The organism is Hydrogenophaga bisanensis (assembly GCF_042665135.1).
Taxonomy (GTDB): domain Bacteria; phylum Pseudomonadota; class Gammaproteobacteria; order Burkholderiales; family Burkholderiaceae_C; genus Hydrogenophaga; species Hydrogenophaga bisanensis.
Genome location: NZ_JBHTBX010000001.1, coordinates 101096 through 125267 on the forward strand (window position 1 = coordinate 101096; position 24172 = coordinate 125267).

Genomic DNA, 24172 nt, shown 5'->3' on the forward strand with positions numbered 1-24172 from the left:
GCAAGCCATCCTGGTCTGCTTGACCTCTTCATTCATCCTCTCCTGTGCAAAGTTTCCGTGGTTGACAGTTGCAGCCGTTCAGATGCAACGGACATATGTCTGTGTCTCGATCACATCCTGGCCATCCCGATGCACGGCCCTTGAACGCAAGAGCCGCGAATCGCGAACCGAGTAGCCATAGGCGTGCAGAGGCTTGATTTGCTCGTACGGATACACATCCAGCAAGCCTTCGATCTGCCACGACTCATCGGCCAGCTTGGCCACACGGGTCAGAAACAGAAGGTCTTCCTGAACACCCTGTTTTGCCTCAGCGATCAACCGGTCAGACACCACCAGAGTCCCAGGCACCAGTTCACCCGAACGCCGCAGCCGATACTGAAGGCAGTGGTGCTCTCCCAACGAAGAGTCCTCAAACCACACCCCCCGCAAAGCGCTGGGCGTTTGCGCTGGTGGCCCCGCCAGTGCCGCGCCGGACGCCAGCATGGCGGCCACCAGAAGACCATTCACCCAACCATTGATCCGTTTCATTGAAATCCCTCCCTGAACACAACGTTGATGACTCAGTTCGACACCATCTGGCGCTTGCGCAGTGGATCGAAGTCGATGCCGGTGATGTAGCGCCGACCCGCGTGCGCCTTGATGTGGACCACGATGTCGATCGTGAGCATCAGCAGCCGCTTGATTTCATGGAAAGCAAGGCCCGCACCCTCCGGCGACGCCTTGACCATCAGAGCCATCTGGTCCCAGGTCTGATCCGTGCTGCCAGCATGGCAGCTGGTGATGGATCCCGGATGCCCTGAGGCGCAGTTGCGTATGTAGTAGAACGACTCGTCACCCCGGATCTCCGCCAGGATGATGCGATCGGGCTTCATGCGCAGACATGCCTCCATGCAACCTTTCGCCGTTACATTGGCGGTGCCTTGCCCGCCTCGGGAGTAGATCAGGTGGACCGCGTTGGCCTGATCGATGAACAACTCCCTTGCGTCTTCAATCGTGATCAGCCGTTCGTCTGGCGGGATGTGCGTCACCAGCGACTTCATGAACGTGGTCTTGCCGCTGCCGGTGGCCCCGGACACCACGATGTTCTTTCGGTAGTGCACCGCCTTGCTGAAGAAAGCATGGAAGTCGCGCGCCTGCTTCAACGCCAGCAGTTCCCGGTCGAGATCGCTGAGATCGTCAGCATCGTCCAGAATCCTCGCGAAGAAGCCATCCTGTTGGTACTCATCCAGGGTTTTCGTGTATCGAGATGGCAATCGGATGGTGATCGACACCGTGTCCGCGGGTACAGCGGGCGGCAGCACAAACTGCGCACGCTGGCCTGTGGGGAACGTCAGTGACACCACCGGGTCGACCTGCGTGATCCGTTGCCCGGTCCGACTCTCGTTGACCACCGTGGTGCAGAACTGGCGTGCGCGATCGAAGGACAGACCAGGCACCTCCATGCGCTGCCAACCACGAACCGTTTCGAGGAAGACCTCTCCTGGCCGGTTGATGCAGATCTCAGTCACGTCGGGATCGCCCAGGAACCGGGCAATCCCCAGCACCGAGTACTGGTACTCAAGGAACTCGTTCGAGATGTTGGCGATCGGTTCATCCAATGTCACGCAGCAGCCTCCCGTGCAACACGACCGTCACTGCATCACCGACGAAAAGTCCACGTCGCGCGCGGCAAAGATGCTGATCACCGTGCCATTGAGCACGGTGACCGTGGCCTTGCGGTTGGCCGATCGGGCCAGCATCTCTGTCGCGGCCCGTTTGGCGGTCTCGGCCGTCGCCGATTGCCAAGGGTCCACCCGCTCAGCCACATAGCCACCTCCGTAGACGGTGGTGCTTCGACCGCGCAACTCCTGCTCGTTGGCAAACTTCTGCGCACCGGCATCGATGCCGTCAGCCAGCAAGCTGACCAACATCGCTGCGCCAATTCGCTCACCCCAGTGTCCGTCATAGTGACCAGGCACACCGGCACCGCCCAGTGAGTCCGTGCCCTGGCTGTCAATGCGCACGTCCAATCCTGTGGTGGTCAGCACCCGCGTCCAGACAATACCGATACGGTCGTAGTTCTCGTCCACATACTTGTACTCGCCTGTCACCTTCGACCCTTTGTCAATGAGCAACCGCCGCCCATTGACCGAATAGATCGGCTCAGTGACGATGCAGGAGGTCATGCCCGGCAGGGTGGAAACCACTTTGGTTTCCAGGGCGCAGCGAATGAAGGTGCCACGCGTCAGCGTGAAATCCGCATTCGCCAGCGCCTGCACCGCTCCGCGCTTGACAGAGGAATACTGGTCCTCAAAGAACGGATTGGCGGCCTTGGCGCCACTCGACGCGGCCACGAGGTTGTCCTGATTGGCCATCCGCCGTTGCACCAGGTCGTCGTTGGGGGCACTTGCGGGGGGGCGGACCGGCGGCATCTCCTGCGCGTCCAGCGACAAGGGGGGTGGCGCCATCACGGGCGCAGGCGTCACGGCCAAGACCGGTTTGTCGGGCACCGACACCTCTTCATAGGTCACTTTGCGTGCCTTCTCGTCGTCCGCCGAGAAGGCACTGCTGGCCACCCACATGGTCATGCCGACGACCGAAATGCCCACGATGGCCACGTAGGCCAGCGCCATCTTGTTCAGACCACGGGTCAAGCCACCCGACAGCTTGGGCATGTTGTCTGAGACCATGGGAGCATCGTTGCTGCCACCACCCGGAAACTGCATTGACATTACGGGTTCCTCCTGAGTCCCACGGTCTCTGCGCCCAGGCGCAGGACCAGATAGGGATAAACACCATGCACCACGATCACGTTGTTTTCGCTCTTGGTATTGACCAGGAACTCATCTCCAGCACGATCGTTGCGACCAAACACCGCTGGAAAACTCGCCAGTGGCGGCATGTGGATGTAGGTGAACTGGTGGTTGTCGTACACCCGAACCGGCACGATCGTCGGCGTGGGCGTCGTTGTTGCGTAGTCGTAGTTCAGGTGGTAGTCCGACTGGGAGTTGAGCGAGGCTGCCGTGGGCGAAAGCACCGCGTTGGCCGAAGCCATGGATGTGCCCTTGTCAGGTACCTCGGTGGGATAGACGAACCGGATCTTGTAGTAGACCCCGGCCTTCTTGGCTTCCTCCAGCGTCTTCCAGCGGGTGGCCGACACCCGCAGATCAATGAGGTACGAGCGCATGTTCGTGCGGATGTACATGTTGGTGTCCACATCCACGTTCTTGGGCCGGATGTAGAACACGTTGTCCCGCCGGACCAGCTCCCAGCCATCGCTGAAGCCGGTGCCGAAGTCCTTGACCTGCTCCTGCGCACTGATCTCGATCTGGGTGGCAATGCCCAGTCCGGTGTTGACCCGGACCACCTGGTCGGCCCGATACGCAATTTCGCGCACCTCCTGAGCGTGGGACGGGCTTGATGCCTGTGCGATGGCCAGCGCCAGCACCATCGGCCCCCAGCGCAGCCGTCTGTCTTGCAATGTCATGCTTGCTTGTCCTTCCCTTGGATGTTCAGATCACTGATTGCCCGCTGGCGTTGCCGGTGCCCCCGGCAGCGGCGAAGGCGCTGTGGGTACCACGCCCCCGTTCGAGACCGAGGACATGTCGGATCCCGCCCCCCGGTTGAGTTGCCCATCGTCAGGGCCAATCAGTGGAATGCCCTGCGACATCTCGTCCCGCTTGAAGGTGGGAGCATTGAACTCGTCGTCCACCTTGTAGGCGGTCACCTGAAACCCCAGAGGATTGCGCAGGCGCAGGTTGTCGCTCATCTTCAGGTTGTTCTTGAACTGGTAGTTGAGTGTCGCCAGATGGCTGCTGAGAAACTCGCTCTTGCCCGACGACTTGTTGAAGCGCCAGCGTTCAAAGCGCACGGTGGCGCCGGTCGGGCGTATGTTCTTTTCTTCATCCAGACCGTGGAAGACGATGCTGTTGACCTTGACCCTGATGGCCACATTGCGACCCCACTTCTTGTCAGGCGAATTCGGACTGGCGTCGAACTGCTTGACGAAAAGCATCTTCACCTCGTCGTTGGACATGGCAGCCACGAACTCCCAGTCATGCTCGTTGATGGTGTCCCAGTCGTATCCCTCGCGGGCTTGCACAAAGCGCGCCACATGACTGCGGTTCAGTGCCTCGCTGGCGTAGATGCCCGAATAGGCCATGTCCTCACGCAAGTGGGTCAAGGTGCTGGTGCTGCGCTTGAGGTCCACCGTGACCAGGTACGGGATCTTTTCCTTGAGCGGCAGCATGTAGACGATGGCGCCGACCAGACAGACCGTCACGAAAAGACAGGCCATCGCCACCACCCAGGCGCGCCGCTCACTGCGCTTGACCATGGCGATCACGCTGGCCTCGAAGTCCATGGACTGCCGAATCACGTCCCGAGAGGCCTCGGACACCTTCCGCTTGCCCAACCAGCTCATGTTCATGGTGCCCGCCTGACCAGCACGGTCTTGTTGGTCAGGATCAAGACCCTGAGTTTCTGGTCGACATACGACCTGCGAACAGCGTTGAGTGCCTTCTGCAGGTTGTTGTCCTTGACCTCACGCAAAGGGGCCACCAGCGTCAGGTCGGTGGGGTACTGCCAGTCGAGTTGCCCGCCGTACTCCTTGGCCCATCGCTCCAACATGCCGCGCAATGTGGCGTCTGTGGGCAGCATCTGGTAGCGCCAAAGCGTTTCTTCCTCCTTGAGCGGAATCTGCATCGGCGTGTCAGCCAACACGTTGACCGGCTTCCAGTCATCACCGAACTCTGGTGGCTTGGGCGGCGTGGTGCAGGCCTGCAGAGCCAGCATGGCCGTCAGCGCAATCGCTAAGCGTCGCCAGAAGGCCGCCGCACGCTCGTCGTTCTCGGTCATGGGTACCCCATTGATTTTCATGGTTTGGTTCGCTTGATGGTTTCGGTGCTCTCTGTCGACAGAGCCAGGTTCATGCCGAGGGCGCTGACCCTGCCCTGCTTCTGGCTTCTCGGGTGTGGGGCCCCTGCGGCAGCAACACCGGCTGCCTCATGTCGCTGCCACCCTGCACAAAGGCACCCCCTCCCCCGTAGTGCGCGGCGGCGCTGCCGCCCACACTGCTCGATGGCAGCGTAGGTGCGGTCAAGGCCGATGCGGACTGAGATGGCGGTGACGACGGCAAGGCCGCAGAGCCTGTTGCTCCTGCACCGGCACTGCCCCCGGTACTCCCGTGCACTGGAAGACGTCCACCGGTACCCACGCCGCTTGCCGGATCGGCGAGCGCGACCCTGCTGGCCGAGGTCTCATACACCCCCGTCGACGTGTTCAGGCGAAGCTCTTGCGCCAGACCCATCTCTCGCTCACGCGCCTGAACCTCGCCCAGACCCCGCGACGAGTGGCTCGCGATGCCTCTGCTGCCCGCGGGCATTCCCGCACCGCCCCCGAAACCATCCGCTCCCTGGCGGACACTCGGCGGCAAACTGTAGGTGTTGGTCGGGGCGTCGGCAGACGCACCAGACGCACCTCCCGCGTGTCTGTTGGTTCCTGCAGAGTCTGGCGCCGCCAAGCCCATCGGGCCATTGGGACCCACCAGCCCACGGGCAGCGCCCATGGCAGCGCCACCGCCCATCACGCCGGCCATCGCTCCAGCAGCAAACGCTGCGCCCGAATTGAAGAACTGCATGATCAAAGGGGGCACCAGCATCAGCAAGGCGGTCGACAACGCCCCCAGCGAGGCCATTCGCATGGCGCTGCCCCCGATATCAAACGACACCAGTCCGCCAATGGCCCCGTTCAAATAGAAGGCCGCCACCACCGATGCACCGTACACCAGCATCATCTTCAGCAGCACACCCGACAGCAGGGCCAACACCGCCAGCGACACCATCGTGCCCACCAGAAACTTGGCCCATGTCCAGAACATGGCCGCTGTCTGCTGGAACAGCAGAAAGAAAATGAAGAGCGGAGACAGCATCACCGCCAGGGTGATGGAGATCTCGGCCATCATGGCCAGCACTGCGACCAGCATCGCAGGCCCACTCTGCCCCACCAGTCCAGCCATGGTCGTCAGATGCTTGCCTTCGGCACCTGCCTGCTGTCCACCCACCAAGCCATCTACCAAGGCATTGAAGATCTGCGCGAGCATCAGGTTGCTGTCGATGACCTTGTAGACATCCGAATCCTCCCCCACGATGGCGCTGGTGATGAGCGCCTGAACATCCAGCGCCGTTTCAGCCACCGCAGGCGATTTGGCGGCCAGCATGGACACCAGACCCAGCACCAGCATCATCTTTCCCGTCTTGTATCCCAGCGAGAGAATCGGCTGCCGATGGCTGCCGGCCATGATCAGGAAACCCTGATAGGCCACCCAGATCGTCATGATCACCGTCGACAGATACATCAGCGCCGTGCCCAGCCTAGCAGCCACATCGTCGCGGTAGACGCCAATCAGGACATCGTCAATCAGGTATTCGCGGACATTGCACATGAACACCGCGTCATCCAGCATGGCCAAATATTTGGAATCCAGCGCGGACAAGGCAGATGTCAGAATGGCCATCGGTGCGCCACCACAACTGCTCATGGGGTAACCTTCTCAGGAAATTTCAAAGCCGACTCCTTTCTTGGGGTCTGGAAGATGCTCGCTCAATCGAGCTTCTTCATCAAATCCTTGGAAAACGGCACCGCTCCAAGTTTGACCAACGAACCCGGCGGGCGTGTGTCGGTGGCGCGCCGGGCTTCCGCCATCTGCATTTCGTAGACGTTCTCGCGCTGACGATAGCCATCCATCAGAATCTGCAGTTGCATGGCATCGGTTTGGAGCAATGCCTGTTGAGCCTGGAGCTCGAACTGGTAGCGCTGCAACTCGCCCGCTCTCGAAGGCTGGCCATTGGCACCCAACGATCTGGACTTCTCCACCAATTGCACGATCTGCTTGCGTCGGGCATCCAGCGTCTTGAGCAAGGCCTGGCTTTGCTTGAGTGTCTGCAGCCGGAGGTTGCGCAAGCCCGCGCAGGCCTGGAAATGAGCTGAGTTCAGCTTTTCATCCCCGCAGTCCTGCACGGTGCCCGCGTATTTCTTCTTGTCTTCCTCACTCAACTCGGTCAGTTCATCAAATTTGGTGTCCAACGCTTTGAGAACAGCCTTGCTGTCGCCGTCACCCAGGGTCAAATCGCCCCCACCATTCGCTGCAGCAGTGCTAAGTTGATTCTTGAAATGCTGGTCAAGCTTCGTGAATTCGGAGCCCTTAATTTCTACAATATGATTAATAAATGTCAGTTGCTCATGAACCTTCTTGTCATACACAGCCCACTGGGCCGTGGCAACCGGAGAAGACAACACAGCAAGAATCATGAAAAGCAACCGCATCTTATTCAATCCTCGCATGAATCGATAACGGTTTGACGGTCTGCCCCAGGACCAATTAGATACTTTGTACTAGCAATATACAAACCACTATCCCACAATTGAAGAAAAACCATCAACCTGTATTTCCCTGCTTCCCAAATCATCGTATTCGATGCATCCACATCGTTGGGCGCCATTCCAACAACTCTGATGAGATCGTTCCTATCCATACAGCCTTCAATCTTCTCGTAGGCAGCCAACAGATCGACATCATCACTCGACGAATCTCCACCTCCCCCAATGCATGCGGACAGCAGAACAGACGCACAAGCAGTTGCCACCAGAGCAACCACAGATCGATAAGATTTTTGAGTTTTCATCGTCGAAACCACTGCTTGCATGAATTGATTCATCACTAAATCCTCCTGATTTGATTGACTGCAGAAAATCTGTATACCCATGAATTCCTCGTACCTCAGAAATCGCCGCCATGCTCGCAATCGGTCATTCCATCGGAGCTACGGGGATCGCCTTTGGTGTTCAAGGGCATGCGAGCCGACGGGCCCCAGGTGCCCATCGCAGGTCCACCATGTCGGCACACACGCTCGAACTTTGGAATCCACTTCTTGTTGAGGTATTGGCAGGTTTGCGTCCAGGTGCCCGGACCGGTCGGCGCCCAGCAGTGCGCGGGGATGCCAATGGCGCAGAAAGAGAAGACGTCTTCCTCGTAGGGCACACCCCTCTCAAAGAATGCACCGCCCGTCTGCCCATGGGCATCGACACCGTCGCATTTGGAGGCCCAGGACGCACCCACGAAAGAGAGGCAGCCAAAAAGAAACAGAACACGACGGAACAAGCGGGGGCGCTGCATATGGTTCTCAGGTTGGTGACGTGCCCTGCTCAGACACCGACTGTCTCGGCGTGCCGAAGGAACTCGTGGTTGTTGGCCATGGAGATATCCCGTTGCCGCTTGAGACCCTTTCGTCGGGCGTGGAACTCGGGCAGCCAGGTGTCAGGCTGCTGCGGGGTGGGATGGCTGGCCAGCAGGTCGTTGAGGATTTCGACGTTGTCGCTGGAGCCCGACAGGACCGCCAGCTCGTCGTCCATGCCGTTGAGGTTGAGCTGGCACAGCACGGCGTGATGGCCCTGCTTGACCAGGAAGCAGCGGCTGCGTTCGTCCAGTCCGACCACCAGCTCGAACTCGGCCTGGGTCAGCTTGAGGCCTTCCAGGTAGTCCTTGGGATCGGCATTGGGGTTGGGCAGCAGGATCAGCGTGGCCGTCTGCTCGATGAGGGCGGCCGAGATATCGCTGTTGAGCGCGTCCTGCGGGCTCTGGGTGGCAAAGATGCCCAGTCCGTTCTGTTTCCGGATGGTCTTCTGCTTGTTCTTGGCGAAGTCCTTGAGACCCCCTTTGCCTTCCAGCACCTTCCAGAACTCGTCCATCACGTAAATGAAGGGGCGCCCGTCGATCAGGCTTTCCATGCGGTGCAGCAGGTACTGGATGATCGGCTCGCGCGTGCGGGCGTCCTCAATGACTTCGGTGTAGTCGAAGCCGATGATGTTGGCGTTGCCGAAGTCGATGTTGTCGCTGGGGTTGTCGAAGACCCAGGCCGATGGCCCCCCCTGGCACCAGACCGACAAGGCCTCGTAGAGACTGCCCTCGCCCATGTTGGGCAGGCTCTTGCGCAGGTTGGACATGGTGCGCAGGTGCCGTGGCGTGTCCAGGATGGCACGCACCGCGCGGATGAGGTCTTCCTGCTCGGTGGCCGTGTACTTGTCCTTGCCACAAAGGGTCTGTACCAGCTCGACCAGGAACTGCTCGTTCTCGGGGGTGCTGTCGCACTGCAACGGGTTGAAGCCGGTGGGCTTTCCCTTCTCCAGGGTGAAGTAGCGACCACCACAGGCCTGGATGAAGATCTGCGCGCCCTTGTCCTTGTCGAAAAAGAACACCGTGGGTTCGGGCTGCAGCTTCTGCACCTGGGCCAACAGGAAATTGATGAGAGCTGTCTTACCTGTGCCGGACTTGCCGATCACCATGGTGTTGGCCACGGCCTTCTCTCCCAGCGAGTATTCGTTGGGTTTGGTGGCGTGGAAGTTGAAGTGGTAGGCCTGATTGTTCAGGGTCTGCAGCACGCTCACCGACGGCCCCCAGGGATTGAAGTTGGGTTTTCCGGTGGCAAAGTTGTGCAAGGGGCACAAGCCCAGAAAGTTCAAGGAACTGAGGTTGGCAATGCGGGGCCGGAAGCGCCAGTTGCAGGGCAACTGCGCGTAATAGGCGGCGGCGACGGCCACGTCTTCCTTGACGGTGACGAAGCTGGCGCCGGAGAGCTGGGCGCGCGCTTGGGCCACATTGAGGTAAAGGTCCTCTTGCGTGGCGGCGTAGATGGCCATGTTGAAGTGGTACTGGCCCAGTACGAAGTTGCCAGATGCCAGTTGGTCCATGGCGAAATCAAGTTCCACGATCTGGCTGACGGCCTTGTCTTCCGACGACAGCATGGCACCCTTGGTGCGCTGCAAAGCCTTCATGGAGTCGTACCGGCTCATGGGGGTGAACGAATGCGTCACCACGTACTCGAATTCGAGGTACTTGAGCCCGTTGAGAATGCCCGGCCAGCTGCTGTCGGCGTACTCCTTGATGTTCAGCATCGCCCCGTAGTGGTTGTCACCGTTGCTGGTGCGAACCGCAAAATCGCCGCTGCCAGGATTGAAGATGTGACGGCTGGTGGGCAGATAGTCGTAGATCGGTGCTGAAAGCACCGGCACTGGCTCATCGGCGTGATTGAGCAGGTAGCCGTACAGCTCGAGGTTCTCGGAGAACACCTGCTTGTGGATGCTTTCATACAGGCCCAGCCGGTAGGGGGCGTAGTCCTGGAGCAGCGCTTCGACATTGCCGGCCAGTTCATAGATCTTCTCCAGGCACGCCTTCTCTTCTTTGCGCAGCACCTCGATGTCCCGGGCCATGGCGGTAAACCGCTTGCCACTGACCACCGGCCTGTACACCATCGTCAGATACAACTCGTTTTGCATGAGCCGTTTGGTGGACAGGCGCTCCATGTACAGGTCGTGCAGACGCTGGCTGAACTGATGAGGGAATCGAGCGCTGGTGGATATGGGTCGCCGGCGGCGGATGTCGTGCGCCCAGAAAGCCAGGTTCTCGAAGTCGGGCGCTCGAAGACTTTGCAGCAGGTTATTGAAGGTGCGGTGCCGGTGCTCCAGCTCCCAGTCTTCCCGCCCCACAAAGGGAAAGCCGCTGAGCATCCAGGTGATCAGGTAGTCTCCCTCGCGTGTCTTGACCACGTGGGTATCCACGTGGGTGCTGAACGGGACGAAGTTGCTGTAACTGGCGTCGGCGGTGAACATGCGTACGCGGCTCCGTGCGTCAGATGATCAAAGGTATTCGCGGTAGGGCCGAATGCGATCGGCCTTCGAGCGATATCGGGCCGCACTGAACGCCCACGCCGAGCCATACAGCCCATGATTCCGTGGCAAAAAACGGAACACCAGGTTCAAGCCGATCAGGCGAAAGATCATTTCGTCCTTCTTGGCCATCAAGCGCATCACCAGTACCGAAAGGGGAATTGTCAGCAGGATGTAGAGCGAGAGGTACATGGCCAGCAGCAAAGGCAAGCCCGCCCCGACCAGGAAGGGTATGTAGGGCACGCCCAAAATCATTGGAGGGCGGGTGCACCCTCTGAAAAGCACATCTTTCTTCACGGAAATGAGCCTGGTTCAGCAGGTATTGGCCACGCCCACATGGGTGGCGGCCTGCCAGTCACCCACAAACCAACCTGCAATCGTGGCTGCGCCGCCGATCAGGAGACCTCCCACCAGAACAGGCGCCACATCAGACAGGCGTTTGTGCGCAAAGGCGATCTGATAGCCCGCAAAAACGACGGCAATGGTCACGATGGACACTGAAGCCACTCGAAGAATGGTCTCGAAATTGGCAAAGAAGCCTGAGACCTTCTTGCAGGCATCCGCGAATTTCGCAGAGCCCGTGTTGGCCATGACATCGGGGGCAAGAGCCAGCAGCGAGAACGCCAATGCCATGGTCGCGATGGTTTGCAGCTCAAGTCGGGAGAAACGCATACATTCCTTTCAAAAGTAGTTGGCTAAAACACGAATGACTGGTCTTCTTTGGGGGATGCCACCGCAGGCGACACCCCTCGCTCGGTTGAAGCCTCGCGAGGGTTGGCAGGAGACATCGAAAACTCCCCCTTGGGGGACGACCGTGAAGCCGGACGGCTTGATGACCGTGCGGGCTGCACCGTGACTCGGTAAGGGTCTCCTTGAGCACCCACGAGCTGGACCGGTATCTGACCAACGCTCCTCGGCACACCACCTGATGCCGACACGTTGCCCGCACCAATGGCGGCCTCAGTGCTCGGCGCCATTGAGGTAGACGCTGGAGGCGCAGCGTCTGCTCTCAGCGGCACGCCGTCGTCGCGAGCGGAGCGCCTGACCGACCTGTCGGTGCGGGGAATGACCGTGATGTCGGCCACCCGAACACCCGAGGGCGCTGCGCGCTGCATGGAGTCAAACACCTTCTGCACATAGCCATGTTCGAAGCCAGTGACAAAGTTGCCTGAGTAGTAACAGCTGAAAGCCTTGCCCCAATCCCTGGCCCGGTCGTGACACTCCTTGAGGATCTGCGATCCGGCCTTGAGGTTGGGACAGGTCTCGAATGCCTGGGCGTAGCTTGACAGGCCATATCGCGCCAGGTTGTAGCGATTGACCTGGGCGATGCCCACAGAAAAGTTGTAGCCCTGTTCCTTGAGGGTCTGAACCGCTGCGAGCGCCTCATCTAGCGAGCGCGGCTGCCTGCTCAAACGCCCACCCACCACGCCGATCGCAAACGGGTTGCGGGCCGACTCCACGTGTACCACGTGGTGCATGATCTCAACGGGAACAGCGAGATCAGGACAGTCAAGCATGGGCCATCAATAGCCGGAGGCTAGAGAAGGCCCATGCATGAACCGCACCTGACGGTGTGACAGCAAAACGAGTTCTTTTGTAAGCAGCCATTCGGCCACCTCCTCCTGAAATTATGTACTTTTGTAGCCGCAAGTCTAACTTGCGTGTTAATACAAAACACACAAAATCAGGGGAAGTACTGCTTAAGATGTATCCCGAAGTAACCCCAAGGCGCAGAATGACACGGGCCGTTACGTCAGCGACAAAGCATTGCAGATGAATCCATGCCGCTCAACACCGAAAGGCCCCCACCGCGTCCGCCAGGCGGGTGGCCTGGGACTTCAAGCTGTTTGCCGCAGCGGCACTCTGCTCGACCAAAGCGGCGTTCTGCTGGGTGGACTGGTCAAGTTGACTGACTGCGACATCCACTTGTGAGATGCCTTGGGCTTGTTCCCGGGTTGCCGCGCCAATCTCCTCAATCAATCCACCCACCTGCGTGACCTGATGGGCAATGTCGCGCATGGTGCGGTTGACCCGACCCACGAGAGCGCCACCGGAAGTGACCCGTTCGACGCTGTCCTCGATCAGGTGCCTGATGTCTTTCGCGGCGGCCGCGCTGCGCTGAGCCAGGCTCCGGACTTCCGCTGCCACCACCGCGAATCCCCTGCCCTGCTCCCCGGCGCGGGCAGCCTCTACGGCAGCGTTCAGCGCCAGTATGTTGGTCTGGAAAGCGATGCCGTCGATCAAGGCCGCAACACTGGCGGCAAGGTGGTCGCCTACTTCTCGATCCAGAGTGACGTCACCGATCGCCGGGCGCTGGAGCACAGAAACCGTGAGCTCCAGCACCACCTTCAGGAGGCGCAGAAACTGGCACGGTTGGGACGCATCGACTTCAACCCTGACACCAGACTGTTGAGGTGGTCACCGGAGGTGTTTGACATACTGGAACTGGCGCCCGGCCAGATACGCCAGGGGTTTAGTGAACTGCTCAGCTTCGTGGCAGAAGAAGCCCAGGAGGAACTGCGGCAAAGGATCGCCGACGCCCTGGCCGAGGGCACTGTGTTTGACCATGAGTTCCCGATCCTGACCAGCCAAGGTCATCGACGCTGGGTAAGGTGTCGAGGCATGCCAGAGCGACATGTCACCAGCTTTCGCCCACCGGGAACCTGGACCATTCAGGATGTCACCGTTTACCGTGAACTCATTGAACAGAAGCGGCTGACGAACGAGAGGCTGAAAGAAATGGTGGCGGATCGCACCCGTCATCTGGAGGAAGCCAACCGATCGCTGGAGGCCTTCTCCCACGGACTGTCACACGACCTCAAGAAGCCGATTCGTCACATGGTGAGCTACTCGGAGATCGCCAGGAGTGCCATGAGTGAGGGCGATCTAGACGCAGCAAGACACTACAGTGCGAAGGTGGTGGCTGCAGGCTTGAGACTGCAATCCGTCATCGACGGCATGCTTGCTTTCTCACGCCTTGGACGCGGAGCTTTGCACCCGTCCCGTATCGATCTGGCGCTGCGCATGCCCGAATGGCTGGAGGAGACGGCGTCGTCCTTCAGCACTCAGCCGTATGAAGTCATTGGCATCGAGCGGCTTCCCACGGTGTGGGCCGACCCGGTACTCATCCAGGAGGTCTCGTGCAACCTGATGGACAACGCCTTCAAGTACTCGGGTATGCGCGAAGTAACCCGCCTTGAGTGGAATGCATGTCCACTGGATGACGGCTGGACGGTGTCGCTTCGTGACAATGGGTGCGGCTTCGATGCATCCGAGCAGGCCCATGTCTTCGAGATGTTTGGCCGGCTGAAGAACCCGGCCAATATCGAGGGTGACGGCATTGGCCTGGCCCTGTGCAGGCGCATTGTGCAGTCGCACGACGGAAGGATCTGGGCCGAGTCAACGCCAGAGCACGGGTCCGTTTTTCATGTATGGCTCCCCTGCGAGGGGGCGAAATCAGCGGTACGCCCCCCTTCGGCAGGATGGTCAGGCAGCGTTCAATGGACCGCAGACCACACCGCCAGGGCATCGACTGTCTCACGCACATCATGAACCCTGAGGACAGATGCCCCTCTCTGGGCGGCCACCAAGGCCGCTGCAATGCTGGCAGCGACCCGATCACGGGGATCATTGCGTCCAGTCACGGCACCGAGCGAGGACTTGCGTGACCAGCCGGCAAGGACCGGGTAGCCTGCCGACAGAAGCTCCGATTGCCTGGCCAGCAAGCTGAAGTTCTGTTCGACGGTCTTGCCGAATCCGATACCGGGATCGAGCATGATGCGCGTAGCGGCCACGCCCCGCTGCTGGAGTGCTTCCGCCCGTTGCCCCAGGAAAGCAGACACCGGCGCCAGCACGTCGCCTTCCATCGGCGCGACCTGCATGGTCTGAGGATCGCGGTGCATGTGCATTAGGCATACACCACAGCGCGGATGCGCGGCGACGATATCCAGAGCATTGCCTCGTCGCAACGCCCAGATGTCATTGATGATGTCGGCGCCAGCATCGAGCACCGCCTGCATCACCTCGGGCTTGTAGGTATCCACCGACACCGGCACACCGAGCTTGACGGCCTCCTTCACCACCGGCAGGACACGCGCCAGTTCATCCTCCAGAGAGACGGCCGGGCTGCCAGGCCTTGTCGACTCTCCACCGATGTCCAGGATGTGTGCGCCGTCCCGCATCACCTGCTCACAGTGGCGCAGCGCTGCCGAGGTGTTGGCGTGCTGCCCCCCGTCGGAAAACGAATCCGGCGTCACATTAACAATGGCCATGACCTTGGGCGACGACAGATCAAGGTCAAAACGGGAGGTGGTCCAGACAGGTATATGCATGGTGGAGAGGCAGAAAAAGGAAACGGGGCCATGAAGGCCCCGTGGACATGCAGGCGATCAGTCGCCGGGATCAGGCGGCCGTCGGCGCCGTGTCGGTACCCACCGCCGGTGATCCACCGCTACCACCACCTCCCACGGAGGGATTGCGCGGTGTCCAGTCCTTGGGAGGACGCGGCGGCTTGCCTGCCATGATGTCGTCCAGTTGATCTCCGTCGATGGTTTCCCACTCCAGCAGGGCTTTGGCCATGGCGTGCATCTTGTCCGAGTGCTCCTCGATGAGCCGGCGCGCCAGAGCGTACTGCTCGTCGATGATGCGGCGGACCTCACTGTCCACCTTCTGCATGGTCTGCTCCGAGATGTTGGTCGTCTTTGTGACCGAGCGGCCGAGGAAGACTTCACCTTCGTTCTCGGCATAGACCATGGGGCCCAGCGCATCGGTCATGCCGTAACGCATCACCATGTCGCGGGCAATGTGTGTGGCGCGCTCGAAATCGTTACTGGCTCCGGTGGTCATCTGGTTCATGAACACCTCTTCGGCAATCCGGCCCCCGAACAGCATGCTGATCTGGTTGAGCATGTATTCGCGGTCGTAGCTGTACCGATCCTGCTCGGGCAGGCTCATGGTCACCCCCAGGGCTCGGCCGCGTGGGATGATGGTGACCTTGTGCACCGGATCGCACTTGGGCAGTAGCTTGCCGATCAGGGCGTGCCCGGATTCATGGTACGCCGTGTTGCGGCGCTCTTCCTCGGGCATGACCATGGTCTTGCGCTCGGGGCCCATGATGATCTTGTCCTTGGCCTTCTCGAAGTCCTGCATCTCGACCAGACGTGCGTTGCGGCGCGCAGCCATCAGGGCGGCCTCGTTGCACAGGTTGGCCAGATCGGCACCGCTCATGCCGGGCGTACCGCGAGCGATGATGGCCGCGTTCACATCGGTTCCCAGCGGAATCTTGCGCATGTGGACATTCAGGATCTGCTCGCGACCGCGGATGTCAGGCAGCGTCACGTAGACCTGACGATCGAAACGTCCCGGGCGCAGCAGCGCGGCGTCCAGGATGTCCGGGCGGTTGGTGGCAGCGACCACGATCACGCCCAGATTGGTCTCGAAACCGTCCATCTCGACCAGCATCTGGTTGAGGGTCTGCTCACGCTCGTCGTTGCCGCCGCCCAGGCCTGCGCCGCGCTGGCGGCCGACGGCGTCGATTTCGTCGATGAAGATGATGCACGGAGCGTTCTTCTTGGCGTTCTCGAACATGTCCCGCACGCGGGCTGCGCCAACGCCAACGAACATTTCCACGAAGTCGGAACCGGAAATGCTGAAAAACGGCACTTTGGCTTCACCAGCGATGGACTTGGCAAGCAGCGTCTTGCCGGTACCTGGGGGGCCGACCAGCAGCAGGCCACGGGGGATTCGACCACCAAGCTTTTGGAACTTTTGCGGATCCTTGAGGAAGTCAACGACCTCCTTGACCTCTTCCTTGGCTTCGTCGCACCCGGCCACATCGGCAAAGGTGACGGTGTTGTTGTTCTCGTCCAGCATGCGTGCCTTGCTCTTGCCGAAGCTGAAGGCACCGCCTTTGCCGCCGCCCTGCATCTGGCGCATGAAGTAGATCCACACACCAATCAGCAGCAGCATGGGACCCCAGCTGACCAACAGGGTCATGAGCAGTGAGCCCTCTTCGCGAGGACGAACATCGAACTTGACGTTGTTGTTGATCAGGTCACCCACCAGACCGCGGTCCAGATAGGTGGCGGTGGTGCGGATGCGGCGGTCGTCCTGGGTGAGCGCCACGATCTCGGTGCCACTCGCCCCCTCCTGAATCGTCGCACTCTTGATCTGTTGGGCCTTGACCTGGTCCAGAAAGTCGGAGTAGCCCACATAGCCCGCGCCAGCCGTTCCACGACCGTCGAACTGCTTGAATACGGTGAACAGCACCATGGCGATGACCATCCACACGGCAATTTTCGAGAACCACTGGTTGTTCAAGTACGGCTCCTGACGGGAACAAAGACTGAATTCGTCATATTGAACCCATTTTAGGTGTTTCAAGCCCCCATGCTCTTGACAAATGACGAGGCAATGTCAATCGTAGGGTTAGGAAATATCTTAAAAAGCCGGAATTGCACCGGTTTCAGCCCTTGTCGGCCTTCTTCAGACCCAGTCCGACCAAGAAGGTTTCCGACGACTTGACCCGGGATGACTTGGGCTTGATGACCTTGAGCACCTTGAAGGTCTGACGGAACAGGGCCACCAGTTCATCGTAGGCGCCACCGTGGAACACCTTGGCCACCAGGGCTCCCTCCGGACGCAGATGCCGGCTGGCGAAATCCACCGCCAGCTCGACCAGGTGGGCAATGCGCGCGGCATCGGCCGACTCGATCCCGGAGAGATTCGGCGCCATGTCGGAGACCACCAGGTCGACCTGCTGGTGCCCGAGGTCGGCCAGTTTCTGTTCCAGCTGCGCCAGGACGGCGTCTTCCCGGAAGTCCCCCTGGATGAAATGCACGTCTTCGACTGGATCCATGGGCAGGATGTCCAGCGCGATGATGCTGCCTTGAAGTGCCCCTGAGGCAGCACCGGAAGGACTGAGACGCCGGCGCAGGTACTGACTCCAGGCGCCGGGGGTGGATCCCAGATCGACCACGCACATGCCGGGGCGGATGAGGCCAAGGCTCTCGTCGATCTCCTTGAGCTTGTAGGCCGCCCGGGCTCGGAAGCCCTCTTTCTGTGCCAGCCGCACATAAGGATCGTTGACGTGCTGGTTCAGCCAGGCCTTGTTGACCTTCTTGCTCTGGGTGTTGACCTTGATGCCCATGGATGCGTGGTGCGAAGACGGCGCGGCGCAAACCGCAGGGTTAAACGATAATTGTCCCATGCCCCAGATACAACTTACCCCCGCCCAGCGCAAGGTTCACCGCGCCGATGCCCATCACCTCGACCCCGTGGTCATGATCGGATCCGATGGTCTGACCCCGGCCGTCCGCAAGGAAATCGACGCCGCACTGAAAGCGCATGGCCTGATCAAGGTCCGCGTACTCAGCGATGACCGCGAGGCCCGCGAGGGCATGCTGCAGTCGCTGGCCGACGAACTGGATGCGGCGCCCATTCAGCACATCGGCAAGCTGCTCGTGCTCTGGCGCCCGGTTCCTGAGAAGGCCAAAGCGATCGATGAGGACCGCAAGCCTGGCCCCAAGGAGGTCAAGGTCCTCAAGTTCAGCAAGCGCGGCGGGCAGAAGCCCGAAATCAAGGTGGTCAAGGTGTTGGGCAACCAGCGCCTGACGCCCGGCGGGCAGATCAAGCGGGCCAAGACCTTCAAAAAGAGCGTCAAGAAATCCGCAGCAGGTTGAACCCAACCGGCGGGCGTTGAAACTTTCATCGGCTCACCCCATCTGATCCCTCATGAACGCTGCCGCACCCACCGACACCCGCCTGATTGCCGACAACCCACTGCTGGACTTCCACGACCTGCCCCTGTTCGATGCCATCCGGCCCGAACATGTGGGGCCGGCCATCGACAGTCTTCTGAGCACAGCCGTCGATGCGCTGGAGACGGTGACACAAGCCGACTTTCCTGCGCGCTGGCAAGATCTGGCGCGGACGCTGGACACGGCCACCGACCGGCTGGGCCGAGCCTGGGGCGCAGTCAGCCACCTCAACAGCGTGGCTGACACGCCGGAGCTCAGGGCCGCCTACAACGAAGCACTGCCCAAGGTCACAGAATTCTGGACCCGGCTTGGAGCCGATGAACGCCTGTATGCCAAGTACAAGGCCCTTGAACCGGCTGAGCTGAATCCCGAGCAACTGCAGGCTCGCAAGAACGCGTTGCGTGGTTTCGTGCTTGGGGGAGCCGAGTTGCAGGGTGCCGCCAGAGAGCGCTTTGCGGCCATTCAGGAGCGCCAAGCCGAGCTGGCACAAAAATTCAGCGAGAACGCGCTGGACGCCACCGATGCCTTTGCCCTTCATGTGGCCGTCGATGAACTGGACGGTGTGCCCGACGACGTGAAGGAAGCCACCGCCGCTGCCGCTGCTGCCGAAGGCAAGCCAGGCCACAAGCTGACGCTGAAGATGCCCTGCTATCTGCCGGTGATGCAGTTTGCCCACAGCAGTTCACTCCGTGAGCAGCTGTACCGAGCTTATGTGACGCGTGCCAGCGACCAAGCCTCTGGCGATGCGGTGAAGTACGACAACACGGCCATCATGACCGAACTGCTGTCGTTGCGCGATGAAGAAGCCCGGCTCCTGGGCTTCCGTCACTATGCCGATGTCTCCCTCGTGGCCAAGATGGCCGAGTCACCTGAACAGGTCATCGCCTTCCTGCGCGATCTGGCCACCAAGGCCCGTCCGTTCGCCGAGCAGGATGTGGCCGACATGCGCGCGTTTGCGGCAGAACACCTGAACCTGAAAGCCCCCCAGCCCTGGGACTGGCCCTATATCGGTGAGAAGCTCAAGGAAGCGCGCTACGCCTTCAGTGAGCAGGAGGTCAAGACCTATTTCACGGCCCCCAAGGTGCTGGCAGGTCTGTTCCAGATCGTCGAAACCCTGTTCGAAGTGGCGATCCGGCGCGATCAGGCGCCGACCTGGCATCCGTCTGTCGAGTTCTATCGCATTGAACGCAGCACCCCGGCAGGTGTCCAGTTGGTCGGCCAGTTCTATCTGGATCCTTCTGCGCGCACCGGCAAGCGAGGCGGCGCCTGGATGGATGACGTCCGTGCCCGATGGCTGCGACCGGACACCGGCCAACTGCAGACGCCCGTGGCGCACATGGTCTGCAACTTTGCCGAGGGTGTGAACGGCAAACCGCCGCTGCTCACCCACGACGACGTCATCACCCTCTTCCACGAGTTCGGGCACGGCCTTCACCACATGCTCACGCAGGTGAACGAGCGGGATGTATCCGGCATCAGCGGGGTCGAATGGGATGCGGTGGAGCTGCCCAGCCAGTTCATGGAGAACTTCTGCTGGGAGTGGGACGTCCTCAAGCACATGACCGCCCATGTGGACACCGGTGAACCGCTGCCTCGCGCCCTCTATGACAAGATGCTGGCGGCCAAAAACTTCCAAAGCGGGCTGCAGACGCTTCGTCAGGTCGAGTTCGCACTGTTCGACATGCTGCTGCACAGCCAGCCACAACCTCCATCGACAGGCGACGCCATTCTGACGCTGCTCCAGAACGTTCGCAGCGAAGTAGCGGTGCTGCAGCCGCCGGCCTACAGCCGCACAGCCAACACCTTCAGCCACATTTTCGCGGGAGGCTACTCTGCCGGCTACTACAGCTACAAATGGGCGGAAGTACTCTCGGCGGACGCCTATGCTGCCTTTGAGGAGGCCGCCAGCGCCAGTGGGCGGTCCACGCTGGACGTCGACACCGGCCGGCGCTATCGTCAAGCCATTCTGGAGGCTGGTGGCAGCCGTCCGGCCATGGCGTCGTTCAAAGCGTTTCGTGGTCGCGAGCCCAGCATTGATGCCCTGCTGCGTCATCAGGGCATGGCCTGACACACCACAAGATCCGAGATCAATAATGAGGAGGAATGCATGCGCCCTTTGATTGCCCTGTCCTTGCTGGGCCTGGTTCTGTCTGCACAAGCACAAGGTGTCTACCGGATTGTGGGCCCCGACGGCAAGGTGACTTTCTCTGACCAGCCGCCACCGGCCAACACCTCGGCGCAACCGGTCGGTTCGGCCACGAGGGGATCGGCTGCCAGTGCGAATGCGCAATTGCCTTTCGAACTGCGGCAAATCGTCAATCGCTTTCCCGTGACCCTGTACGCCGGGCCAGACTGTGCACCCTGCAACAGCGGCCGCAGTCTGCTGGAATCGCGTGGCATTCCATTCACCGAAAAGACGGTCACGACCGCCAACGACGCCGAAGCCCTCAAACGGCTGAGCGGCGACAGCAGCCTCCCGCTGCTGACGGTGGGTTCCCAGCAGATCAAAGGGTATTCGAGCACCGAATGGTCACGTTACCTGGACGTGGCGGGTTACCCGATGAAATCCGCTTTGCCGCCAGGGTACCGCCGTCCCGCCGCCTCTGCGCTGGTGGATGCCGTCGCGGCGCCGACGCCCTCTTCCCCGGCTGCGCCCGCCCAAGCGGCGTCGCCCGCAGAGGTTCCGGTGCCGGTCACGCCCCCCAGCAACAACCCCGCAGGCATCCGGTTCTGAGGGCTGTGGCAGTCGAAGGACTGCCACCTGCCGGCGAGCGGCCGACAGAACGCTCAGAAGCTCAAGGTGCGTACTCCAGCACTGGTGCCCAGCAGGCAGACGTTGGCCTTCTGGTGGGCGAACACGCCGACGGTGACCACACCGGCCCACTGGTTCACCATGGTTTCAAAAGCCAAGGGATCATCGATGGACAGCCCTGTGACATCGATGATGTGCTGTCCGTTGTCGGTTACCAGTGGTTGCCCATCCTTGAGCCGGACCTGGGCCTTGCCACCGAGTGCGGCAAACTGCCTGGCCACTCTGGCCGTGGCCATGGGAATCACCTCGACCGGCAAGGGAAAGGCGCCAAGGGCTTTGACCAGCTTGGATTCGTCGGCGATGCACACAAACTGGCGGGACTGCGCCGCCACGATCTTCTCGCGTGTGAGCGCCGCACCACCGCCCTTGACCATATAACCGCGGGCGTCAATTTCGTCGGCACCGTCGATGTACACCGCCAGCTCGCCGACGGCATTGGCTTCAAACACCGGTATCCCCAGTGCCTTGAGACGGGCGGTGGAAGCCTCCGAGCTGGACACCGCACCGGGGATGCTGTCCTTCATTGAGGCGAGCGCATCAATGAACTTGTTGACAGTCGAGCCGGTGCCAACGCCGACAATTTGTCCGGGCACCACATACTGAAGAGCGGCCTGACCGACCAGGGCTTTGAGTTCGTCTTGGGTCATTTGAGACAATCCGGGATTACGCGAATACAACCATTATCCCGTCAATGTCTCTGCTGCCCTACGCCCTCACCCGTCCGTTCCTGTTCGGCATGGACCCCGAAGCCGCGCACGAGCTCACGCTTGATGCCATTGCCCGGTTCCAGAACACGCCGCTGGCCTGCCTGTTCAGCGAAGCCCGGATCGAGGACCCGGTGACGGTGGCCGGGGTACGCTTTCCCAACCGCGTGGGCCTGGCGGCCGGGCTGGACAAGAACGCCCGCTGCATCGACGGACTGGCCGCCATGGGATTCGGCTTCGTGGAAGTCGGCACGGTCACGCCCAAGGGCCAGCCCGGCAATCCCAAGCCGCGCATGTTCCGGCTGCCGCAAGCCCAAGCCCTGATCAACCGGCTGGGCTTCAACAATGAGGGACTGGAGGCCTTCCTGGCCAATGTGCAGCGTTCCCGTTTGCGGCAGACCGCGGGCAGCGAAGGCATGCGGCTGGGGCTGAACATCGGCAAAAACGCGGCGACCCCGATCGAGCAGGCCACCGATGACTATCTGACCTGCCTGGAAGGGGTCTACCCACATGCCGACTATGTCACGGTCAACATTTCCAGCCCCAACACCAAGAACCTTCGCAGCCTGCAAAGCGACGAAGCCCTGGATGCGCTGCTGGGTGCCGTCAGCGAACGGCGGGAACTGTTGGTGCAGCGCACGCGACGGCGCATTCCGGTATTCCTGAAGATTGCACCGGACCTGGACGACGGGCAGATCGAGGTGATTGCCGCGACGCTGCGCCGCTACGGCACGGACACCCAAGGGGAGCCCACGAACTCACTGGGCGTGATCGCCACCAACACCACCCTCAGCCGCGAGGCCGTCAAAGGACTTGCGCATGCCGAGGAAACCGGCGGACTGTCGGGTGCTCCTGTGCTGGCGGCCAGCAACCGTGTCATCAAGGCCCTGCGTACGGCCCTGGGCCCCAGATTTCCGATCATTGGCGTGGGCGGTGTGATGAGCGCCGTCGATGCGGTGAGCAAGATGGAGGCCGGCGCGGATCTGGTTCAGATCTATACGGGCCTCATCTACCAGGGGCCTGCCCTGGTCAAGACATCGGCACTGGCACTGAAGGCCCGCGCGGCCCGCCGCTGATCACCCAACGGCGTCAGGTCATGGCGGTCACATGCTCGGCGATGGCCAGGCAACTGGTCAAGCCCGGGGACTCGATGCCCAGAAGGTTGATGAGTCCGGGCACTCCGTGCTGTGCAGGTCCCTCGATCCGGAAATCGGCGGCGGGCTCATCGGGACCACTGATCTTCGGCCGCATCCCTGCGTAACCTGGCTGCAAGGCGCCATCGGGCAAGGCGGGCCAGTATCGCCGCACCTCGTCATAGAACACCACCCCGCGTGACGGGTCCACCTGGAGATCCAGAGGGTCATGGACCCACTGGACATCCGGGCCAAACTTGGCCTGGCCACCCAGGTCAATGGTGAGATGAACTCCGAGGCCTGCCAGATGCCGATCGGGTTCGGGTGCCGGATAGATCAACCGGCTGAAGGGAGAGCGACCCGACAGCGTGAAGTAGCTGCCTTTGGCGAAATGGGCACGCGGCACATGGGAGGATGGCAATCCCTGCGTGGCACCGGCCAGCGCGCAGGCGCCCAGGCCTGCCGCGTTGACCACCAGTCGGGCCTGCAGCACCGAGCCGTCGGCACAATGAACCTCGATGCCAGCAGCCGTGGCGCGCATATGGTCGACCGATGCGTGAAAGGCCACCAGCCCGCCGTGGTGTTCAAGATCACCCTGAAGTGCGAGCATGAGCGCATGGCTGTCGATGATCCCTGTCGATGGCGAGTAGGCAGCACCCAGGCACTCCAGCGCAGGCTCCATGGCACGCGCCTCGTCACGGGACAGCAGTCGCAGGTCAGTCACCCCGTTGGCAAGGGCCTTGTCCACGATGGCAGGCAAGGCATCGCGCTGACTGGGGCTTGTCGCGACGATGAGCTTGCCGCAGCGCTGGTGAGCAACGGCACGCTCGGCGCAATATCGGTACAGAAGCTCTCGCCCCTGGACACACAGGCGGGCCTTGAGGGAGCCAGTCGGGTAGTAGATGCCTGCATGGATGACCTCGCTGTTGCGCGAGCTGGTGCCGGTGCCAATGGCATCTGCCTGTTCCAGCACCAGCACCTCACGGCCGGTGGCGGCCAGCGCCCGTGCCACGGCCAAGCCCACCACACCAGCCCCGATCACCACCGTATCCACCCTGTCCATGTGCG

Annotated in this window: 24 protein-coding genes and 1 pseudogene; 5 read left to right on the top strand and 20 right to left on the bottom strand. The window is 61.1% G+C overall.

Going from position 1 to position 24172, the window contains the following annotated elements; all coding sequences use genetic code 11:
- Window positions 1-78: 78 nt before the first annotated feature.
- From ACFQNJ_RS00500 to ACFQNJ_RS00570, 15 genes and pseudogenes are all read right to left on the bottom strand, one after another.
- Window positions 79-528 (bottom strand): hypothetical protein, encoded by a 450-nt coding sequence (locus tag ACFQNJ_RS00500; RefSeq protein ID WP_382253048.1) that lies wholly within the window; start codon window positions 526-528, stop codon window positions 79-81.
- Window positions 529-560: 32 nt separating this feature from the next.
- A complete protein-coding gene (gene virB11, locus ACFQNJ_RS00505) occupies window positions 561-1604 on the bottom strand; it encodes a P-type DNA transfer ATPase VirB11 (protein ID WP_382253049.1) in 1044 nt (347 codons plus the stop codon).
- Window positions 1605-1631: 27 nt separating this feature from the next.
- On the bottom strand, window positions 1632-2711 hold the full coding sequence (locus tag ACFQNJ_RS00510; RefSeq protein ID WP_374639149.1) for a TrbI/VirB10 family protein: 1080 nt from the start codon (window positions 2709-2711) through the stop codon (window positions 1632-1634).
- Window positions 2711-3466 carry a TrbG/VirB9 family P-type conjugative transfer protein gene (locus ACFQNJ_RS00515; protein WP_382253050.1) on the bottom strand — a complete coding sequence of 252 codons (756 nt, stop codon included), beginning with the start codon at window positions 3464-3466 and terminating at the stop codon, window positions 2711-2713. Before ACFQNJ_RS00515 ends, ACFQNJ_RS00510 begins: the two co-directional genes overlap by 1 nt.
- Before the next feature lie 30 nt (window positions 3467-3496).
- On the bottom strand, window positions 3497-4408 hold the full coding sequence (locus tag ACFQNJ_RS00520; RefSeq protein WP_382253052.1) for a VirB8 family type IV secretion system protein: 912 nt from the start codon (window positions 4406-4408) through the stop codon (window positions 3497-3499).
- Window positions 4405-4836 (bottom strand): hypothetical protein, encoded by a 432-nt coding sequence (locus tag ACFQNJ_RS00525; protein WP_382253054.1) that lies wholly within the window; start codon window positions 4834-4836, stop codon window positions 4405-4407. The genes ACFQNJ_RS00520 and ACFQNJ_RS00525 overlap by 4 nt, the downstream gene beginning before the upstream one ends.
- A gap of 70 nt (window positions 4837-4906) precedes the next feature.
- A complete protein-coding gene (locus ACFQNJ_RS00530; protein ID WP_382253056.1) occupies window positions 4907-6493 on the bottom strand; it encodes a TrbL/VirB6 family protein in 1587 nt (528 codons plus the stop codon).
- 86 nt (window positions 6494-6579) lie between these two features.
- Entirely contained in the window at window positions 6580-7302 is a 723-nt protein-coding gene (locus tag ACFQNJ_RS00535; RefSeq protein WP_382253057.1) for a hypothetical protein, read from the bottom strand.
- Between the two features lie 5 nt (window positions 7303-7307).
- On the bottom strand, window positions 7308-7694 hold the full coding sequence (locus tag ACFQNJ_RS00540; RefSeq protein WP_382253059.1) for a hypothetical protein: 387 nt from the start codon (window positions 7692-7694) through the stop codon (window positions 7308-7310).
- Between the two features lie 62 nt (window positions 7695-7756).
- Window positions 7757-8152: a hypothetical protein gene (locus ACFQNJ_RS00545; protein WP_382253061.1), complete on the bottom strand. Its 396-nt coding sequence runs from the start codon at window positions 8150-8152 to the stop codon at window positions 7757-7759.
- A 29-nt stretch (window positions 8153-8181) separates the two neighbouring features.
- Window positions 8182-10641, bottom strand: a complete 2460-nt coding sequence (locus tag ACFQNJ_RS00550) for a VirB4 family type IV secretion/conjugal transfer ATPase (RefSeq protein ID WP_382253063.1) — start codon at window positions 10639-10641, stop codon at window positions 8182-8184.
- Between the two features lie 27 nt (window positions 10642-10668).
- Entirely contained in the window at window positions 10669-10995 is a 327-nt protein-coding gene (locus tag ACFQNJ_RS00555) for a VirB3 family type IV secretion system protein (RefSeq protein WP_374639158.1), read from the bottom strand.
- Between the two features lie 15 nt (window positions 10996-11010).
- On the bottom strand, window positions 11011-11370 hold the full coding sequence (locus ACFQNJ_RS00560; protein WP_374639159.1) for a TrbC/VirB2 family protein: 360 nt from the start codon (window positions 11368-11370) through the stop codon (window positions 11011-11013).
- Between the two features lie 23 nt (window positions 11371-11393).
- The gene (locus ACFQNJ_RS00565; protein ID WP_382253065.1) at window positions 11394-12215 is read right to left on the bottom strand and encodes a lytic transglycosylase domain-containing protein; all 822 of its coding nucleotides are present in this window, start codon (window positions 12213-12215) and stop codon (window positions 11394-11396) included.
- 271 nt (window positions 12216-12486) lie between these two features.
- A pseudogene (locus ACFQNJ_RS00570) lies at window positions 12487-12957 on the bottom strand (methyl-accepting chemotaxis protein); the annotation flags it as partial.
- A 6-nt stretch (window positions 12958-12963) separates the two neighbouring features.
- Here ACFQNJ_RS00570 and ACFQNJ_RS00575 point away from each other — a divergent pair.
- On the top strand, window positions 12964-14250 hold the full coding sequence (locus ACFQNJ_RS00575; RefSeq protein ID WP_382253067.1) for a sensor histidine kinase: 1287 nt from the start codon (window positions 12964-12966) through the stop codon (window positions 14248-14250).
- Here ACFQNJ_RS00575 and folP read toward each other — a convergent pair.
- The 3 genes from folP to ACFQNJ_RS00590 all read right to left on the bottom strand — a co-directional run bounded on the left by folP (window position 14196) and on the right by ACFQNJ_RS00590 (window position 17839).
- The gene (gene folP / locus ACFQNJ_RS00580) at window positions 14196-15029 is read right to left on the bottom strand and encodes a dihydropteroate synthase (RefSeq protein ID WP_382253069.1); all 834 of its coding nucleotides are present in this window, start codon (window positions 15027-15029) and stop codon (window positions 14196-14198) included. The genes ACFQNJ_RS00575 and folP overlap by 55 nt on opposite strands.
- Before the next feature lie 70 nt (window positions 15030-15099).
- Window positions 15100-17016, bottom strand: coding sequence for an ATP-dependent zinc metalloprotease FtsH (ftsH, locus tag ACFQNJ_RS00585; RefSeq protein WP_374639165.1), 1917 nt, complete (start codon window positions 17014-17016; stop codon window positions 15100-15102).
- A gap of 145 nt (window positions 17017-17161) precedes the next feature.
- Complete coding sequence (locus ACFQNJ_RS00590; RefSeq protein WP_374639243.1) at window positions 17162-17839, bottom strand: RlmE family RNA methyltransferase; 678 nt, start codon at window positions 17837-17839, stop codon at window positions 17162-17164.
- A 64-nt stretch (window positions 17840-17903) separates the two neighbouring features.
- Here ACFQNJ_RS00590 and yhbY point away from each other — a divergent pair, with 64 nt between their 5' ends.
- Genes yhbY through ACFQNJ_RS00605 form a run of 3 tightly spaced genes read left to right on the top strand, consistent with a single transcriptional unit; the run spans window position 17904 to window position 21189 of the window.
- Window positions 17904-18377, top strand: a complete 474-nt coding sequence (gene yhbY, locus ACFQNJ_RS00595) for a ribosome assembly RNA-binding protein YhbY (protein ID WP_382253070.1) — start codon at window positions 17904-17906, stop codon at window positions 18375-18377.
- Between the two features lie 52 nt (window positions 18378-18429).
- Complete coding sequence (locus tag ACFQNJ_RS00600) at window positions 18430-20523, top strand: M3 family metallopeptidase (protein WP_382253072.1); 2094 nt, start codon at window positions 18430-18432, stop codon at window positions 20521-20523.
- Window positions 20524-20562: 39 nt separating this feature from the next.
- On the top strand, window positions 20563-21189 hold the full coding sequence (locus ACFQNJ_RS00605; protein WP_382253074.1) for a glutaredoxin family protein: 627 nt from the start codon (window positions 20563-20565) through the stop codon (window positions 21187-21189).
- A gap of 53 nt (window positions 21190-21242) precedes the next feature.
- Here the strand turns inward: ACFQNJ_RS00605 and rpiA are convergent, their stop codons facing one another.
- Entirely contained in the window at window positions 21243-21914 is a 672-nt protein-coding gene (gene rpiA / locus ACFQNJ_RS00610; RefSeq protein ID WP_382253075.1) for a ribose-5-phosphate isomerase RpiA, read from the bottom strand.
- 44 nt (window positions 21915-21958) lie between these two features.
- On the opposite strand from rpiA, the gene ACFQNJ_RS00615 reads away from it, so the two are divergent.
- Window positions 21959-23047 (top strand): quinone-dependent dihydroorotate dehydrogenase, encoded by a 1089-nt coding sequence (locus ACFQNJ_RS00615; protein WP_382253076.1) that lies wholly within the window; start codon window positions 21959-21961, stop codon window positions 23045-23047.
- Window positions 23048-23060: 13 nt separating this feature from the next.
- Here the strand turns inward: ACFQNJ_RS00615 and ACFQNJ_RS00620 are convergent, their stop codons facing one another.
- Window positions 23061-24167, bottom strand: coding sequence for an NAD(P)/FAD-dependent oxidoreductase (locus tag ACFQNJ_RS00620; protein WP_374639171.1), 1107 nt, complete (start codon window positions 24165-24167; stop codon window positions 23061-23063).
- Window positions 24168-24172 lie beyond the last annotated feature (5 nt).

Excerpts from the sequence above, each read along its gene's own strand:
- ACFQNJ_RS00615 (WP_382253076.1), top strand. The coding sequence starts at position 21,959 with ATGTCTCTGCTGCCCTACGCCCTCACCCGTCCGTTCCTGTTCGGCATG.
- ACFQNJ_RS00600 (WP_382253072.1), top strand. The coding sequence starts at position 18,430 with ATGAACGCTGCCGCACCCACCGACACCCGCCTGATTGCCGACAACCCA.
- rpiA (WP_382253075.1), bottom strand. The coding sequence starts at position 21,914 with ATGACCCAAGACGAACTCAAAGCCCTGGTCGGTCAGGCCGCTCTTCAG.
- yhbY (WP_382253070.1), top strand. The coding sequence starts at position 17,904 with ATGCCCCAGATACAACTTACCCCCGCCCAGCGCAAGGTTCACCGCGCC.
- ACFQNJ_RS00620 (WP_374639171.1), bottom strand. The coding sequence starts at position 24,167 with ATGGACAGGGTGGATACGGTGGTGATCGGGGCTGGTGTGGTGGGCTTG.
- ACFQNJ_RS00525 (WP_382253054.1), bottom strand. The coding sequence starts at position 4,836 with ATGACCGAGAACGACGAGCGTGCGGCGGCCTTCTGGCGACGCTTAGCG.
- ACFQNJ_RS00535 (WP_382253057.1), bottom strand. The coding sequence starts at position 7,302 with ATGCGGTTGCTTTTCATGATTCTTGCTGTGTTGTCTTCTCCGGTTGCC.
- folP (WP_382253069.1), bottom strand. The coding sequence starts at position 15,029 with ATGCATATACCTGTCTGGACCACCTCCCGTTTTGACCTTGATCTGTCG.
- ACFQNJ_RS00510 (WP_374639149.1), bottom strand. The coding sequence starts at position 2,711 with ATGTCAATGCAGTTTCCGGGTGGTGGCAGCAACGATGCTCCCATGGTC.
- ACFQNJ_RS00560 (WP_374639159.1), bottom strand. The coding sequence starts at position 11,370 with ATGCGTTTCTCCCGACTTGAGCTGCAAACCATCGCGACCATGGCATTG.
- ACFQNJ_RS00540 (WP_382253059.1), bottom strand. The coding sequence starts at position 7,694 with ATGAATCAATTCATGCAAGCAGTGGTTTCGACGATGAAAACTCAAAAA.
- ACFQNJ_RS00545 (WP_382253061.1), bottom strand. The coding sequence starts at position 8,152 with ATGCAGCGCCCCCGCTTGTTCCGTCGTGTTCTGTTTCTTTTTGGCTGC.
- ACFQNJ_RS00520 (WP_382253052.1), bottom strand. The coding sequence starts at position 4,408 with ATGAACATGAGCTGGTTGGGCAAGCGGAAGGTGTCCGAGGCCTCTCGG.
- ACFQNJ_RS00565 (WP_382253065.1), bottom strand. The coding sequence starts at position 12,215 with ATGCTTGACTGTCCTGATCTCGCTGTTCCCGTTGAGATCATGCACCAC.
- ACFQNJ_RS00605 (WP_382253074.1), top strand. The coding sequence starts at position 20,563 with ATGCGCCCTTTGATTGCCCTGTCCTTGCTGGGCCTGGTTCTGTCTGCA.
- ACFQNJ_RS00500 (WP_382253048.1), bottom strand. The coding sequence starts at position 528 with ATGAAACGGATCAATGGTTGGGTGAATGGTCTTCTGGTGGCCGCCATG.
- ACFQNJ_RS00550 (WP_382253063.1), bottom strand. The coding sequence starts at position 10,641 with ATGTTCACCGCCGACGCCAGTTACAGCAACTTCGTCCCGTTCAGCACC.
- ACFQNJ_RS00530 (WP_382253056.1), bottom strand. The coding sequence starts at position 6,493 with ATGGCCATTCTGACATCTGCCTTGTCCGCGCTGGATTCCAAATATTTG.
- ACFQNJ_RS00515 (WP_382253050.1), bottom strand. The coding sequence starts at position 3,466 with ATGACATTGCAAGACAGACGGCTGCGCTGGGGGCCGATGGTGCTGGCG.